Origin of the sequence: Nocardia sp. NPDC046473 (assembly GCF_040645995.1) — a bacterium.
GTDB lineage: Bacteria > Actinomycetota > Actinomycetes > Mycobacteriales > Mycobacteriaceae > Nocardia.
Genome location: NZ_JBEYZJ010000009.1, coordinates 1 through 14667, shown reverse-complemented (window position 1 = coordinate 14667; position 14667 = coordinate 1). Strand labels below are relative to the sequence as shown.

Sequence of the window (14667 nt, the reverse complement as noted above, 5' to 3'; positions counted from 1 at the left end):
CGATCGCGGCGCGTGCGTCTGTGTTGGTGGTCATGCGTACCGGGCCAACTCGTGCCAGAGGTCGTCTGGGACGGTGATGTTCAGCATTGCGAGGGTGTCTTCGACTTCGGTCTTGGTGCCCGCGCCGATAACGGTGGCGGCGACAGCGGGGTTTCGGCGCGGGAACTGTAGTGCGGCGGCACGCAGGGGGACATCGTATTTCGCGCAGATTCGCTCCATCGTCTGTGCACGTTCGATGATGGTGCGTTGGGCGGGTTGGTAGTCGAAGGTGGCCCTGCGCAACGGGTCAGCCAGGATTCCGCTGTTCAGGACACCGGCGACGAGTATTCGAATGCCTCGGCGCGCGCATTCGGGAAGCAGCTCGGCTTCCGCTCGCCGGTCGAGCAAGGTGTATCTGCCTGCGATCATCACGTGATCGATGGTTGTTTCCCGCACGAAGCGCAGTGCTACCTCCACATCGTTCACGCCGACTCCGATGCCGGAAACCGTGCCGGCATCGCGCATTCGGCTCAGCTCTGGCACGGCCTCGACAAGGGTCTGATCCTGATAGTTGTCCGGATCGTGGATCAGTAGCTGGTCGACTCGGTCCAGGCCGAGCCGCTCGAGTGAATCCTCCAGCGACCGTCGTACGCCCGCCGCCGAATAGTCGCGTCGCCGTGAACGTTTCGGTGCTCCATAGAAGTCGTCGACACCGTCGGATGCCAACGGGTCGTCGTAGAGCAACCGACCCACCTTCGTCGATATCGTGTACTCCGAGCGGGACCGCAGGAATCGGCCGAGACGCTCCTCGCTCAGGCCCGCGCCATAGTGCGGCGCGGTATCGAAGGCGCGAATACCCGCATCCCAGGCCGCTCCAATACCCGCCTGAGCGTCCGCCTCGTCGATCGCGCGAAACAGGCCCGCGTAACCCGCGCCGCCGAGGACGATGTCGGCTACGTCATTCACCCGCACCGCCCCAACTCCCACACGACCGGCAGCGCCGCGTCGGCCCCGACGGCCGAATAGTCGTGCGCCGCTTCGAGATACTCGTTGATCCGCACCTGCCACGCGACATTGACGGGCAGCTCAGCCAACCGGCTCAGCAGCAGATCGTAAGCGGCACAGTCGATCACATGAAACAGATCGGTGCCGCTGCGCCAAATGGTCCAGGACGTGGCTCCGGCATCTTTGATGGCCGCGACGAGTTCGGCAGGCACCGCCCGGTGCGCCGCCTCGTACTCCGCCTCGGCGCCCGGTTTCAGCTTGGTGTGCAACGCGATTCGCACGCTCACTCCTGCCGTCGTCCGCTGGCGATGCGGGTGATCACCAGGGCGACCAGGATCAGCGCGCCGTTGATGAACTTCAGCGAGTCGGCGCTCACCCCGCCGTAGGACAGCAGCTTCTGGATCAGCGTGAGGATCAGCACGCCGAAGAACGCGCCGAGTACCGAGCCGCGCCCGCCGTTGAGCGCGACTCCGCCGATCACACAGGCGGCGAACACCTGGAAGATCATCCCATCGCCTTGACTCACCTGCACGCTGGCGAATTGGCCCGAGTAGATGAGTCCGCCGATCGCGGCCAGCCCGCCCGCGACGATCAGCACGGCGATGACAACGTTGTCGGTGCGGATGCCCGCGGCCCGCGCGGCGGCCTCGTTGCCGCCGACGGCATACAGCGCGCGCCCGGCTGTCGTATAGGTGAGCACGAGGTAGCCGATGAGGAACAGCGCCAAGCAGACCGCCACGTCGACCGGCACTCCCAGTATCCGGGTGTTGCCGAGCCATTCGACCGACGGCGGGATCTTGGTGAGCGTGAAGCCCTCGGTGAGGAAGGTGAGCAGCCCGCGCAGCGCGATGAGCATCGCCAGGGTGACGATGAAGCCGTTCAACCCGAACCGCACGATCAGCACCCCGTTCAGCGCGCCGACGGCGAGCCCGACGAGCAGCGCGATCGGGATGGCCATCCACGGCGAGGTCCAGGTGTAGGCGCCCACCTTCGCGGTGCCCATGGTCGCCCAGATGGCGACACCGGGAGCGAGCCCGAAGGTCGACTCGAGCGACAGGTCCATCCGGCCCACCACCAGCACCAGCACCTCGGCCAGCACGATGAGCGCGATGCCGCTCATCGAGGTCAGCACGTTGGTGAGGTTGGTGGACGAGACGAAGTTGGTGTTGATGAAGTAGCCGACCACCAGCACCAGCAGGATCGGCGGCACCAGCAGGAAGTCGCGCAGCGCGCCCCAGCGCAGCGCCGGCGGCCGCCGCGTCCCGGCGGACGCGCGGGCGGCGGGTTCGCGCCCGGTAGCGATCGGGGTCATGACAGTCCTTCCATCGCGGCGACCAGTTCCTTGTCGCCCCAGCCCTGCTCGAATTCCGCGGCGATCCGGCCCTGCACCATCACCAGGACACGATCGCAGTCGCGCAGATCGTCGAGTTCGTCCGACACCACCAGCACGGCGGTGCCCCGGTCCGCGGCGTCGCGCACCACGCCGCGCAGCGTCTGCTTCGACCGGACGTCGACGCCCGCCGTCGGCGTGATCAGCACCAGCACCGCAGGCTGGGTGGCCAGCGCGCGGGCGAACACCACCTTCTGCTGATTGCCGCCGGACAGTTCGGCGACGCTCTGGTCGGGTCCTTCGGTCTTGATCCCGAGATCCTCGATTGCCTTGCCCGCCACGGTGTTCCGGGTGCGGCGGGACAGGAGCCCGAATCGCCCCAGTCGGCGCGGCACCGTCAGGGTGGCGTTGTCGGCGACGCTCATCTCCGGAATCAGGCCCTCCTCGTGCCGGTCGCGCGGCACGAATCCGATGCCCGCGTCGAGCGCGGCCCGGACCCCACCGTGGCGTAGCCGATTACCGGATACAAGGATGGAACCCGTTGCGGCCTTGTGTAATCCGACGATGGTCTCGGCGACCTCGATCCGGCCGCTGCTGCCGCCGCCCGCGAGGCCGACGATCTCCCCCAGCTGCACCTCGAACCCGACCTCCTCGAATTCCGCTGCCCGCGAGAGCCCTTCGACCCGCAGCGTCGGTGCCGCAGCGTGGTCAGGATCGCGCCGTGCGACCGGCGTCTCGAGTTCGACCGAGTCACCGGTCATCGCGGCGATCAGTTCCTTCTTGCCGAGCTCGGCGACCGGTGCGGTCAGCACGTGCCTGGCATCACGGAAAACGGTGATGTCCTGGCAGATTTCGTAGGTCTCGTCGAGGTGATGGGAGATGAACAGGAAGGTGACGCCCTGCGTCTGCAGGTCCCGGATCCGGCTGAACAGCCGCTTGATCGCCGGTCCGTCGAGTTGCGCGGTCGGCTCGTCCAGGATGATGAAACGCGCGCCGTGCGAGAGCGAGCGGGCGATCTCGACCAGCTGACGATGTTCCACGGACAGATCGCGGGCCACGGTGTCGACGTCGACCGGCACCGACCAGGTGTCGAGCAGTGCGCGGGCGCGCCCGCGCACCTTGCGCCAGTTGATGATTCGGCTGCCGAAGCCCTGGCTGTTGACGAACAGGTTCTCCGCTACCGACAGGTCCGGAATGATCGTCGACTTCTGATACACACACGCGACCCGGGATCGCCATGCATCCCGGTCCGCGGGCGACGGCGCCGGGAGACCGTTGAACCGCACCTCCCCCTCATCGGGAGTTGCGAGTCCGGTCAGGATCGACACCAAGGTCGACTTCCCCGCGCCGTTACGCCCGACCAGGGCGTGGGTCCGCCCCACCTCCACCCGCAGGCCGACCCGGTCGAGCGCAATCACGTTGCGGCCGAAGCGTTTCGACACGTCGATCGCCTCGGCGATCGGTTCGCCGGTCATCCGCCGTGACCCCACAGCCCGGGCGCGGTGGTGTTCAAGGTGTCGAGTTCGCCGACCTTGCCGCCCGTTCGGGTGACGATCGGGGCGGGCAGCTGGTCTTCGAGCGTGCCGCCGACGCCGGTGTCGATGATCGTCGAGCCGTGATCGGTGGGGCCAGGGGTGAACTTGCGGCCATCGGCGGCGGCCTTGGCGTAGAACGCCGCGTACTGCGCGTACAGGTCGGCGGGCTGGGAGATGGTCGCGTCGATCTCGCCCGCTTCGATGGCGTCCAGTTCGGCCTTGATGCCGTCGTTCGAGACGATCGTGATGTGGCCCGGCTCACCGGCTTTCACCAGTTTGTTGCTGCGCCGCAGCAGGGCCATCGTCGACTGCAGGAACACGCCACCCGCCTGCATGTAGATGCCGTTGATGTCGGGGTCGGTCAGCAGCTTGTCCTGCAGGCCGGAGACGGCGCGATCGCCCTTCCAGTCGGTCGGGATCTCGATCACCTTGATGCCGGGGTACCGCGTTTTCATGCAGTCCGCGAACGCCTCCGACCGATCGCGGCCGTTGATCGAACTCAGGTCACCCTGGAACTCGACGACTTTGCCTGCGCCCTTGAGGGTTTCGCCGAGATAGCGGCACGACTTGGTGCCGTAGGCGCGGTTGTCCGCGCGCACCACCATGTACACGCCGCCGCTGTCAGGACGGGTGTCGACGCTGACCACCGGCACGTTCTTCGCCGCCGCCGCGGTGAGCGCGGGCTTCACCGCGGCGGTGTCCTGCGGCGCCATGATGATCGCCTTGACGTTCTTGGACAGCAGGGTGTCGACGTTCGACTTGAGCCGGTTGGCGTCGTTGTCGGAGGAGGTGTTCTCCAGCTTCACGCCCGCGGCAGCGGCTTTCGGGCCTAGATAGCCCGCGTAGGCGCTCCAGAAGTCGGAGTCCGAGCGGGGCTGGTCGGCGCCGACGAGGACACCGTTGTCCGCGCCGGCGCCGACGGTGACGGCCGGGGCGCTGCCGCCGGCGCCGGTGGACTCCCGGGAACAGGCGGCGCCCGAGGCGATGACCAGTGTGGCGCCGAGGGCTACGCCGATGATGCTGGCGGTTTTCATGAGTTCTCCTGCTGTTGGGTCGAGCGGGCCTGCGGATCCGCGCGCCACGCGGCTCCGGTCGGATAGGCGTAGTCGCGGAGCGAGCCGGGCAGCATCTCCGCGCTGAAACCGGGCTCGCGCGGGGCAAGGTAGCGGCCGTGGACCACGCGCACCGGATGCCGGAAATGCTCGTGCAGATGGTCGACGAATTCGATCGCGCGGTCCTGCATGGTTCCGGTGATCGCGACGTAGTCGATCATCGCCAGATGCTGGACCAGTTCGCACAGGCCGACGCCGCCCGCATGCGGCACCACCGGGACGCCGAACTTGGCCGCCAGCAACAGGATTGCCAGATTCTCGTTGACACCGGCGACCCTGGCCGCGTCGATCTGCACGAGGTCGACCGCACCGGCCTGCAGCAGCTGTTTGAACAGGATCCGGTTCTGGCCGTGCTCGCCGGTCGAGATACGCACCGGCGCGACGCGGCGGCGGATCTCGGCGTGGCCGAGGATGTCGTCCGGGCTGGTCGGCTCCTCGACCCAGGCCGGATTCGCCTGCGCCAGCCGGGAAATCCAGTCCACGGCGGCATCGACATCCCAGCGCTGGTTCGCGTCGACGGCCAGCCCGATATCGGGTCCGATCGCCTCTCTGGCGACCTTGACCCGGCGCACGTCCTCTTCCACATCACGGCCGACCTTGATTTTGATGGTGCCGAATCCGTCGGCCACCGCCTGGCGGGCCAGCCGGGCCAGCTTGTCGTCGGAGTAGCCGAGCCAGCCCGGCGAGGTCGTGTACGCCGGATATCCGATGTCGAGCAGGCGGGCCGTGCGCTCGCGTCTGCCCGGTTCGGCGCGACGCAGGATCGCCAGTGCCTCATCGGGTGTCATGGCATCGGTGAGGTAGCGGAAGTCGATCAGGTCGACGATCTGTTCCGGCGACATCTCGGAAACCAACTGCCACACCGGTTTTCCGGCGAGCTTCGCGGCGAGATCCCAGGCGGCATTGAGCACCGCGCCCACCGCCATCTGCATGACGCCCTTCTCCGGTCCGAGCCAACGCAATTGGGAATCGGCGGCGAGGTCGCGGGCGAATCCTCCGAGGTTCCCGACGATTTCGGCCACCGAGCGGCCGACGACCAAATGCGCGAGCGACTCGATGGCGACGCGTTGCACATCGTTGCCGCGGCCGATGGTGAACGCGAAGCCGTGGCCGTCCGGCCCGGCCGGGTCGTCGGTCCGAAGGATCACGTAGGCCGCCGAATAGTCGGGGTCGGGGTTCATCGCGTCCGAGCCGTCCAGCTCGCGCGACGTCGGGAACCGGACGTCTGCTGTGTCCAGCGCCGTGAGGTGCGCCATAGGGTGATCCTCGTTCCAGATAGTGATCTGGGTCACGACTATACATCGGATGTCTGTCTACGCAATGGGAGATTTGAAATCCGTCAATCCTGCTTGCGCAGTGGCAATCTGGCGCGAGCGCCGACAATCGGTGTTATGTTCGCCAGAGTCAAACATCGGACCTGTCCGGAAACGAACTCGTGCACCGGAACCCGAGGGGAGAAGGTGGTCGGCATGACGGCACAGGGCACGTTCGACGGGCTGGTGGCGGTGGTCACCGGCGGCGCGTCCGGCATCGGGAAGGCGGTTACCGAGACGTTTGCCGCGGCAGGCGCGCGGGTGGCGGTGCTCGATCTGAATCCTGGTGACGCGTCGGAGGTTGCGTTGCGCTGCGATGTCGCCGATGACGAATCGGTCCGGCACGCGATCGCGGGCGTGGCCGACGCGTTCGGGCGGATCGATGTTCTCGTCAACAATGCGGGCATCGGGGCACAGGGGACCATCGCGGACAACTCCGACGACGAATGGCGGCGGGTGTTCGAGGTCAATGTCTTCGGCACGGTGCGGGTTTCCCGTGCCGCGCTCCCCCATCTGCGACGCTCACCCGCCGCCGCGATCGTGAATATCTGCTCGATCGCGGCCACCACCGGGCTGCCGGATCGCGCCGCCTACAGTGCCAGTAAGGGCGCGATACTGTCACTCACTCGCGCCATGGCCGCCGACCACCTCGCGGAGGGTATTCGGGTGAACTGCGTCAATCCTGGCACCGTCGACACCCCCTGGGTGCAGCGACTGCTGGCCGCCAGTGCGGATCCCGACGCCGAAATGGCCGCGTTGCGGGCGCGCCAGCCGCATGGGCGGCTGGTCACGCCGGCGGAAGTCGCGGCTGCGGTCGCGTATCTGGCCGGTCCGGCGGCGGCATCCATCACCGCGACGATGCTGGAGGTCGACGGCGGCATGCACTCGCTGCGCCTGCGGGCGGCGGCGCAGGTGGCCGGGGCCGCCCGGTGAGCGGGCGCAGGCTGCCGCGGCCGCGAGAGCTCGCGCCGCTGGTCAAGTTCGAGCGCCCGTTCGGTGGCCGGGAGCGCAAACTCGCTCGCGCCCAGACGATCTGGGAGTTGCGGGAGATGGCCCGCAAGCGCACGCCGAAGGTCGCGTTCGACTACACCGACGGTGCCGCCGATGCCGAGATCAGTCTCGATCGAGCGCGGGAAGCGTTCTCCGACATCGAGTTCCGGCCCGCGATCCTGCGCGATGTGGCCACCACCGACACCGCGGTGCAGGTGCTCGGTAAGACCGCTGCGCTGCCGTTCGGTATCGCGCCGACCGGGTTCACCAGGATGATGCACACGGCGGGCGAGCTGGCGGGTGCGCGGGCGGCCGAACGCGCGGGAATTCCGTTCACGTTGTCCACCATGGGCACCACGGCGATCGAGGACGTGGCGGCCGGCACCGGACCCAACGCCCGCAATTGGTTTCAGCTCTATATGTGGGCCGACCGTGACCGTTCGATGGGGCTGGTCGAGCGTGCCGCTCAGGCGGGATTCGACACCCTCGTCGTCACGGTCGATGTGCCGGTGGCAGGAGCTCGGCTGCGCGACGTGCGCAACGGGATGACAGTGCCGCCGTCCATCACGCTGACGGGCGCGTTGGATGCCTTGCGTAAACCTTGGTGGTGGTGGGATTTCCTCACGACTGAGCCGCTGGCGTTCGCGTCGCTCGATCGTTGGTCCGGGACGGTGGCCGAACTACTCGACGCCATGTTCGACCCGACCGTCGGCTTCGACGACCTCGCCTGGATCCGGGAAAACTGGCCGGGTCAGATTCTGGTCAAGGGCGTGCAGACCGTCGACGATGCGAAACGACTCGCCGGGCTCGGCGTCGACGGCATTGTTCTCTCGAATCACGGTGGGCGCCAACTCGATCGCGCGCCCATCCCACTGCACCTGCTGCCCGCCGTGGTACGCGAAGTGGGCGACGACCTGGAGATCCACCTCGACACCGGCATCATGCACGGTGCCGACATCGTCGCCGCCCTCGCCCTCGGCGCCAGGTTCACCCTCGTCGGCCGGGCTTACCTGTATGGATTGATGGCCGGCGGCGAGGCAGGCGTCGACCGCACGATCGACATCCTCCGCACCCAGATCATCCGAACCATGCGGCTACTCGGCGTCAGCTCGGTCGAGGAACTCGAACCGACACACGTCCGCTTGCTCGAGCGATATCGAGCGCGCGAATAGGGTTACCGCTGGGCAGGATTGGTGATCAAGGGCAGATCCAGGGCGGTCAGGAGGCCCGGAGGCGCTTGGACTACGGCAGGGACGGCGTTCACGATGCGCATGGCGGTGGCCAGCAGGGTGGCGTGATTGTGGTCGCCGTTGCGGCTCGAGGTCACCAGGTCCATGGCATAGCTGGGTTCGCCGGTGATCTCGACACGATAGGAGCCCTCGTGATGGGCGGGTTGGGGCCAGTCGGGACACAGGTCGGGGTGCAGGCGGGTGACGTGTTCCAAGACGGTGACCGGGGTGTCGCCGACCATGCCGCGGACCTCGAAACGCAATGCGGCGGCGGTGCCTTCGGCGATATGACCGGTGGCGATGCCGAAGGCGTGGGTGGCCGGGATGCGCTGGTAGGTCTCGGTGACCGCGTCGAGGGTGACGCCGATGCCCGCGGCGAGTTGGCGGACCGTGCCGCCCCAGGCGAGCGACAGCACGCCGGGTTGCAGCAGCATCGGGATGTCGTCGAGGGGCTTGCCGAATCCCATGATGTCGAACATGACTTCGCGGTTGTCGTAGCTGGCGTAGTCGACGATCTCGATGCAGCGGAGCTCGTCGATGCGCAGGCAGGTACCAGCCAGCGCCAGCGGGAGCAGGTCGTTGGCGAAACCCGGATCGATGCCGTTGACCCACAGCGACGAATTCCCCTGCGCCGCAGCCTCTTGCACCGGCTTCAGCAGTTCATCGGGCAGCACGCCGTAGGGGTACTGGAAGAACACCGGGGCGCAGGCGACGACATTGATTCCGGCACTGAGGATCCGCTGCAGGTCGCCGATGGCTTCCATCAGGCGGTTGTCGGTCATCGAACAGTAGACGACGCAGTCGGGCCGCGCGGCGAGGATCGCGTCGGTGTCCGTCGTCGCGGCGATGCCGACCGGATGATCGAGTCCGGCAATGGTTCCCGCGTCCATCCCGTCCTTCTTCGGGCCCGATACCCATACGCCGGACAGTTCCAAGTCGGGGTTGGCGATGACGCCGACGAGGGCGTGCCTGCCGACATTGCCGGTGCCCCACTGCACTACGCGATAAGTCATGTCACAGATCCTGGATCGGGATGTCGAGGTTGGGAGCGATCAAGCCGCCGTCAGGTTCTAGGACCTTACCGGTGAGGTATTTGCCCGCGGGGGAAACGAGGTAGAGGGCAGCCGCGGCGATGTCCTCGGGGTCACCGATGCGGTGTAGCGGTGTCTTGGTCTCCAATTGGGTGCGCATCGCGTCGTTGCTCGCGACGATCTCCAAGGCGGAGCTCAAAATCGAACCGGGGGCAATGGCATTCACCCGGATGCGCGGGTTGAGGTCCAGCGCGGCCAGTTTCGTGTAGTGCGCCAGGGCTGCCTTGGCGGTGCCGTAGGCCGCGAACGCGCGGCCGGGCAACCGGCCCATGGTCGAGGTGATGTTGAGAATCGAACCGCCACCTGCGGTTTCGAGGATGCGGGGCACCGCGGCGCGGACGAGGGCGTGCGCGTTGGTGACGTTGAAGTTGAACGCGTCCACCAGCGCCTGCGGTGTAGTGTCCAGCAGCGGGCACGGCATGGCGCCGCCGACGTTGTTGACCACGATGTCCAAGCGGCCGAAGCGCTGTACCGCCGCCTCGGCGAGCGCCGCGGTGGCCTCGATATCGCTCAGGTCCGCGGGCACCACGTGCGCCTGGCGTCCCAGCGCGGTCACCCGCTCGGCCACCTCGTCCAATTGGCTCTTGGTGCGGGATGCGATGACGACGTCCGCGCCCGCCTCCGCGAAAGCCACCGCGATCGCCGCGCCCAGGCCGCGGCCCGCGCCCGTCACGATGGCGACCCGTCCGTCGATGCGGAACCGATCCAGAATCATTCGCGCTCCATCCATGCCGTACGCGAGGGCCGCGCAACCGGTGGTGTCGAGTATTCGACAGTCAATGCACTAATATTCGACACATCGTAGGTCGCTCGCCCGAACGGAGACAAGGGGTTACGCCATGCCGGACCGATCAGCGTCGCCGCCGACGCGCCGCGTCGTGGACATCGTTTCGCTGCTGGCGACGTCGACGGAACCGGTGAGTGTCGCGGGGATCGCCGAGCGCCTCGATATCGCCCGCGCTACCGCGACCGCGATCCTCGCAGAGCTCGACGCAGCCGGTTGGGTCGGTCGTGACGCACAGCGCGGTTATGTGATCGGCCCCGCTCTGGCCGGACTGAACGGAGCCGCACTCCCCCACGGTGTCGGCGCGATCCTCGCGACACTCGCCGCACGGACCGGATCCGGCGCGACGTTCAGTCGCATCGAGCCCGATCGCCTCACCGTTCTCGACGTCCGGCACGGGACCGACCGCGTCGTTCCGGGAATCCCTGTCGGACATCGCATTCCGCTGCAGTTCCCGGCCGGAGCGAGCGTGATGCCGTGGCGTTCGGCCAGCGAGCAGAACGCGTGGACATCGACCGCCGCCGGAGCGGACCGGCGCACGGCGAGCTCGTTACTCGCCCTCGTTCGAGACCGCGGGGTCGCCGTGTTCCGGCCACGGGCCGATGACGCGGGCATGGTCGACCTGCTCGCCGATCTGCTCGGTGCCGTGGGATCCGAACTGCTGCAACCACATTTGCGCACCCGTGCGCTTCGTCAGCTCGCCGCCCTCACGTCGCGCCCCTTCACCAGAGCCGAATTGGACTCCGACGAGGCGCTGCCGTTGAGCTACCTCGCCGCCCCGGTCTTCGATGCGACGGGCACCGCCGCGTACGAGGTCCAGCTCGGACCGCTGCGCGCGGAGGCAGCCAAACCTGAACGGGAGGAATACATTTCGGCAACGCTGGAAGCCGGCCGTCAACTCACCGCGACACTTTCGCTCACGACACACCGCTGATCGGACGAACACGCGGCACCGCTATGGGACTGTGATGTGGATCGGCACTGGGCGGGAGGACGCTTGATCCATGACCGACCCCGTAGCTCCCGTAGACCCCGAACCCGCTGACCCCGCGCCGGTAGATCCGGCACCTGCCGATCCGCCAGTAGATGAAACAGGCTACGAGGCCGACGACGAAGCCAGCGACGACGAAGCCGCCGCCGAGACCGATACCGAGGAGACCGACGACGAGGAAGCCGATGAGGAGGCAAGCGACGACGACAGCGCCTGAGCCTCGCTGAAACACCGAAGAGAGCCCCCAGCTTGGGGGCTCTCTCATTTCCGGTGCGCACTCGGGTAGAACGTTCGTACCCACCCGACTTCGTTGTCGGTGGGTTGCCCTATCGTTGCGAGGCGTTGAGAACGTGCACAGAAGGAGGCGATCGTGGCCAAACAGAACCGCCGGGGACGTTCGGGGCGCCGCCCGGAAAGCGGATCGTCCGGTGGCTCAGCCTTCTGGTACGCGCAGCAACCGCCCGCGGACGCGGAGCAGATCGCCAATGCAGTGATGGCTGCCGCCATGGAGACCGCGCAAGGCGCTTCGGCTGCTGCCGAACGTTGCGCAACCGCCCTGGCCGGCCGCGATCCGCTGACGCCGCAGCTCGAGCACGGTGTGCACCTCGCGGGGCAGCACATCATCACCCGGGTCCTCCAGAACGGCTGGCTGCCCGAGGATATCCACCAGGCCGCGCGGCGCAACCTCGACGAGTACGCGATCGCGCTGCTAACCGACGTGATCGCCGCATACATGCAACCGTTCGCCGCCGCATCGGTCGACGAGACCTGGCGCGCACAACTCGATGACCTCGACGCCGTTGCCTGGTGGTCCCCCTCGGCGCCGCACCTCGGTCAATGGGCGGCGAAGCTACTGCTGACGCCGGTCGAGGCGCTCACCACCGTGGTTCAGGCACTGGCGCTGCTGATCCGGCTGCCGCGACTGGAACTCATTCGCCCGCTCCCCGGTACCGCGCAGCCGAGTACCGCAGCGCACCACCATGTCGATGAGAAGATTCTGAGCCGCGTCCGAGGGCTGCTCGCCAAAGCCGAGTCGACCTCGTTTCCCGAAGAGGCCGAGACACTTTCGGCGAAGGCGCAAGAGCTGATGACCAAATACGCGGTGGACCGGGTACTGGTCGACGCGGACACCTCGGTGCCCGATCTGCCTGGCGCATCCAGGATCTGGCTGGACACACCGTATGTCGATGCCAAGGCGCTGCTCGTCGATGTGGTCACCAAAGCCAACCGTTGCCGGGCGATCTTCTCCTCGGCGTGGGGGTTCATGACCATCGTCGGCGACGACGGCGACCTCGAGGTCGTCGAGCTGTTGACGACCTCGCTGCTCGTCCAGGCCACCAGGGCGATGATCGCCAGCGGCAACCAGGCCGAGCGCAGCGCGGACTCGCGAAGTCGTTCCTACCGCAAGTCCTTCCTCATCGCCTACGCGACGCGCATCGGCGAGCGGTTGGTGACGGCGAACGAAACCACCATCGCTAAATCGGCAGACGCGCAACGACTTCTACCGGTCCTGGCCTCCCATCAACTGAAGGTGGACAAAGCCTTCGACACCCTGTTCCCGCAAGTGCGCAACCGCGGCGTCTCCATCCCCAACGCCAACGGCTGGGACGACGGCCGCGCCGCCGCCGACAACGCCGAACTCGGCGCGCGACGCCCGCTTCGCAAGTAGCCGAAACCGGCTGCCGCTAACAGAGATCCGGTGTCGCCGGCGGCACTTCATCGAGAAAAGCAGTCACCATCGGCGCCAACACCGCCGACTCGCCCGCGATGCCGACGTGCGACGTCGCGGCCGGCACCACCAGGCGCGCAGGCGGTCCCTGCCGCAGCATCCCCGATGCTGTCGCCTGCTCATCGCCGCCGCGCAGCGTGAACATCGCCGGCGCGTGCTCCGGCCGCACCGCATCCGCATCGCCCACGATGACCATCGTCTTCGCGGCAATCGAACGCATCTGCTCGTCGCTGATGTGATGGTCGTCGATGCTCTCGAACGCGGTGGCGTTCAGGCCCGCGATAGCCTCGAAAACCGCTGGGTACCAACCGTCTTTGCGGTAGGTGGCGGACAACGAGACCAGCTTGTCGATGAGCGCCGGGTGCGAAGCGCGAGCTGCACCGCGACCCCACCGCCTTGCGAGTAGCCCATGACATCCGCGCGCTCGACCTGCAATGCGCGCAGCACCGCCGCGGCATCATCGGCGAACTGCTCGTACGGCATCGGACGCGAAGTATCCGGGGTGCGTCCGTGTCCCTGCTGGTCGAAGACGATCACGGCGCGCCGGCCCGCGAAGGCTGATACCCACGACTGCATCGAGTCGGTGGACAGGAACCCGCTGGGGATCAGCAGCAACGGAGTCGACGCGGGCCTCGCTACGGCGTCCCGTTCGGACCGTACAGTCTGGCGACATCGGGAGAGTCGAGCCAGTTGGAGTAGGTGGGCGACTTCGGCCATCCGGCGGGTGAATCCTGCCATTCCTCCTGGCGGCCCCACGGCAGCAGATCGATCAACGCGAAGGTGTAGCTGAGCTGTTCGGTGCCGCGGCCGTTGGTGTGCCAGGTGCGGTAGACCTTGTCGCCGTCGCGGAGGAATACGTTCACCGCGAAGCCCTCACCGGGCGCCGCGCCTACGTCGGCGCCGAACGAGCTTTCCGACGACGAGTACCAGTCCATTTTGTTGCCGACTTTGGTCTTGTAGGCCAGGGCTTCGTCGATGGGCCCATTCGTCACGATGACGAAGCGGGCGTCATAGTTGTCGAGGAAGCCCAGCCGGACGTACTGCGAGGTGAACCCGGTGCAGCCGCCGCACTGCCACTCGGCACCGTCGGACCACATGTGGTGGTAGACGATGAGTTGGGAGTGTCCGTCGAATGCATCGACCAGGCGTACGGGACCGTCCGGGCCGGTCAACGTGTAGTCGGGGAGCTCGACCATAGGCAGCCTGCGGCGTTGCGCGGCGATGGCGTCGAGTTCACGGGTGGCGGCCTTCTCCCGGATACGTAGGTCGTCGAGCGCGGCCTGCCAGGTCGGCAGGTCGACGACAGGGGGCAAGGCGCTCGTGGTGGTCTGCTCGGTCATGGTTCCTCCAGAGGCTCGGATGGATCCGCTCTGACTGTGTTGACGGGACCGGGCAACAGAAATCATCGCGCTCAGGTCGATCCGGTCGAAACTTTCTCAGCCGACAGCCTTGACGACCGCTGCGGCACACCGGGATTGGTTCGGAAACGACGAAAGCCCCCCAGCGTGAGCTGGGGGGCTTTCGTGAATGATGTTCCGGCGGTGTCCTACTCTCCCACACCCTGTCGAGTGCAGTACCA

16 protein-coding genes are annotated in these 14667 nt (G+C 67.1%); 5 read left to right on the top strand and 11 right to left on the bottom strand.

Features of this window, described 5'->3' with window-relative positions; genetic code table 11:
• Positions 1-30: 30 nt before the first annotated feature.
• The 6 genes from ABZ942_RS30485 to ABZ942_RS30460 are packed head-to-tail and all read right to left on the bottom strand — an operon-like array spanning position 31 to position 6217.
• Entirely contained in the window at positions 31-945 is a 915-nt protein-coding gene (locus ABZ942_RS30485) for an aldo/keto reductase (protein WP_357387999.1), read from the bottom strand.
• Positions 942-1265: an L-rhamnose mutarotase gene (locus ABZ942_RS30480; protein ID WP_357387997.1), complete on the bottom strand. Its 324-nt coding sequence runs from the start codon at positions 1263-1265 to the stop codon at positions 942-944. Before ABZ942_RS30480 ends, ABZ942_RS30485 begins: the two co-directional genes overlap by 4 nt.
• 2 nt (positions 1266-1267) lie before the next feature.
• Positions 1268-2296 (bottom strand): ABC transporter permease, encoded by a 1029-nt coding sequence (locus ABZ942_RS30475; RefSeq protein ID WP_357387995.1) that lies wholly within the window; start codon positions 2294-2296, stop codon positions 1268-1270.
• The gene (locus tag ABZ942_RS30470; protein WP_357387993.1) at positions 2293-3789 is read right to left on the bottom strand and encodes a sugar ABC transporter ATP-binding protein; all 1497 of its coding nucleotides are present in this window, start codon (positions 3787-3789) and stop codon (positions 2293-2295) included. The genes ABZ942_RS30475 and ABZ942_RS30470 overlap by 4 nt, the downstream gene beginning before the upstream one ends.
• The gene (locus tag ABZ942_RS30465) at positions 3786-4883 is read right to left on the bottom strand and encodes a sugar ABC transporter substrate-binding protein (RefSeq protein WP_357387991.1); all 1098 of its coding nucleotides are present in this window, start codon (positions 4881-4883) and stop codon (positions 3786-3788) included. The genes ABZ942_RS30470 and ABZ942_RS30465 overlap by 4 nt, the downstream gene beginning before the upstream one ends.
• Complete coding sequence (locus tag ABZ942_RS30460) at positions 4880-6217, bottom strand: enolase C-terminal domain-like protein (RefSeq protein ID WP_357387989.1); 1338 nt, start codon at positions 6215-6217, stop codon at positions 4880-4882. The genes ABZ942_RS30465 and ABZ942_RS30460 overlap by 4 nt, the downstream gene beginning before the upstream one ends.
• Before the next feature lie 213 nt (positions 6218-6430).
• Here ABZ942_RS30460 and ABZ942_RS30455 point away from each other — a divergent pair, with 213 nt between their 5' ends.
• Together ABZ942_RS30455 and ABZ942_RS30450 are read left to right on the top strand one after the other, a co-directional pair.
• Entirely contained in the window at positions 6431-7207 is a 777-nt protein-coding gene (locus tag ABZ942_RS30455) for an SDR family oxidoreductase (protein ID WP_357387987.1), read from the top strand.
• Positions 7204-8436, top strand: a complete 1233-nt coding sequence (locus tag ABZ942_RS30450) for an alpha-hydroxy acid oxidase (protein WP_357387985.1) — start codon at positions 7204-7206, stop codon at positions 8434-8436. The genes ABZ942_RS30455 and ABZ942_RS30450 overlap by 4 nt, the downstream gene beginning before the upstream one ends.
• 2 nt (positions 8437-8438) lie before the next feature.
• Here the strand turns inward: ABZ942_RS30450 and ABZ942_RS30445 are convergent, their stop codons facing one another.
• The gene (locus ABZ942_RS30445) at positions 8439-9506 is read right to left on the bottom strand and encodes a diacylglycerol kinase (protein ID WP_357387983.1); all 1068 of its coding nucleotides are present in this window, start codon (positions 9504-9506) and stop codon (positions 8439-8441) included.
• Position 9507: 1 nt separating this feature from the next.
• A complete protein-coding gene (locus ABZ942_RS30440; RefSeq protein ID WP_357387981.1) occupies positions 9508-10299 on the bottom strand; it encodes an SDR family oxidoreductase in 792 nt (263 codons plus the stop codon).
• 124 nt (positions 10300-10423) lie between these two features.
• Between ABZ942_RS30440 and ABZ942_RS30435 the strand changes: the two genes are divergently transcribed.
• The 3 genes from ABZ942_RS30435 (at position 10424) to ABZ942_RS30425 (ending at position 13028) form a co-directional block, all read left to right on the top strand.
• The gene (locus ABZ942_RS30435) at positions 10424-11302 is read left to right on the top strand and encodes a helix-turn-helix domain-containing protein (RefSeq protein WP_357387979.1); all 879 of its coding nucleotides are present in this window, start codon (positions 10424-10426) and stop codon (positions 11300-11302) included.
• A gap of 70 nt (positions 11303-11372) precedes the next feature.
• Complete coding sequence (locus ABZ942_RS30430; protein ID WP_357387977.1) at positions 11373-11576, top strand: hypothetical protein; 204 nt, start codon at positions 11373-11375, stop codon at positions 11574-11576.
• Positions 11577-11729: 153 nt separating this feature from the next.
• Positions 11730-13028 carry a DUF2786 domain-containing protein gene (locus tag ABZ942_RS30425; protein ID WP_357387975.1) on the top strand — a complete coding sequence of 433 codons (1299 nt, stop codon included), beginning with the start codon at positions 11730-11732 and terminating at the stop codon, positions 13026-13028.
• Between the two features lie 16 nt (positions 13029-13044).
• Here ABZ942_RS30425 and ABZ942_RS30420 read toward each other — a convergent pair whose 3' ends face one another.
• The 3 genes from ABZ942_RS30420 to ABZ942_RS30410 are packed head-to-tail and all read right to left on the bottom strand — an operon-like array spanning position 13045 to position 14428.
• Positions 13045-13422: a hypothetical protein gene (locus ABZ942_RS30420; RefSeq protein ID WP_357387973.1), complete on the bottom strand. Its 378-nt coding sequence runs from the start codon at positions 13420-13422 to the stop codon at positions 13045-13047.
• The gene (locus tag ABZ942_RS30415; RefSeq protein ID WP_357388982.1) at positions 13359-13664 is read right to left on the bottom strand and encodes an alpha/beta hydrolase; all 306 of its coding nucleotides are present in this window, start codon (positions 13662-13664) and stop codon (positions 13359-13361) included. The genes ABZ942_RS30420 and ABZ942_RS30415 overlap by 64 nt, the downstream gene beginning before the upstream one ends.
• Positions 13665-13723: 59 nt before the next feature.
• Positions 13724-14428: a DUF899 family protein gene (locus ABZ942_RS30410; protein WP_357387971.1), complete on the bottom strand. Its 705-nt coding sequence runs from the start codon at positions 14426-14428 to the stop codon at positions 13724-13726.
• Positions 14429-14667: the final 239 nt, after the last annotated feature.

What these genes read in the sequence shown, in the direction of transcription:
- ABZ942_RS30440 (WP_357387981.1), bottom strand. Translation starts at nt 10,299, where the DNA reads ATGATTCTGGATCGGTTCCGCATCGACGGACGGGTCGCCATCGTGACG.
- ABZ942_RS30465 (WP_357387991.1), bottom strand. Translation starts at nt 4,883, where the DNA reads ATGAAAACCGCCAGCATCATCGGCGTAGCCCTCGGCGCCACACTGGTC.
- ABZ942_RS30460 (WP_357387989.1), bottom strand. Translation starts at nt 6,217, where the DNA reads ATGGCGCACCTCACGGCGCTGGACACAGCAGACGTCCGGTTCCCGACG.
- ABZ942_RS30435 (WP_357387979.1), top strand. Translation starts at nt 10,424, where the DNA reads ATGCCGGACCGATCAGCGTCGCCGCCGACGCGCCGCGTCGTGGACATC.
- ABZ942_RS30430 (WP_357387977.1), top strand. Translation starts at nt 11,373, where the DNA reads ATGACCGACCCCGTAGCTCCCGTAGACCCCGAACCCGCTGACCCCGCG.
- ABZ942_RS30470 (WP_357387993.1), bottom strand. Translation starts at nt 3,789, where the DNA reads ATGACCGGCGAACCGATCGCCGAGGCGATCGACGTGTCGAAACGCTTC.
- ABZ942_RS30415 (WP_357388982.1), bottom strand. Translation starts at nt 13,664, where the DNA reads ATGCAGTCGTGGGTATCAGCCTTCGCGGGCCGGCGCGCCGTGATCGTC.
- ABZ942_RS30445 (WP_357387983.1), bottom strand. Translation starts at nt 9,506, where the DNA reads ATGACTTATCGCGTAGTGCAGTGGGGCACCGGCAATGTCGGCAGGCAC.
- ABZ942_RS30455 (WP_357387987.1), top strand. Translation starts at nt 6,431, where the DNA reads ATGACGGCACAGGGCACGTTCGACGGGCTGGTGGCGGTGGTCACCGGC.
- ABZ942_RS30410 (WP_357387971.1), bottom strand. Translation starts at nt 14,428, where the DNA reads ATGACCGAGCAGACCACCACGAGCGCCTTGCCCCCTGTCGTCGACCTG.
- ABZ942_RS30475 (WP_357387995.1), bottom strand. Translation starts at nt 2,296, where the DNA reads ATGACCCCGATCGCTACCGGGCGCGAACCCGCCGCCCGCGCGTCCGCC.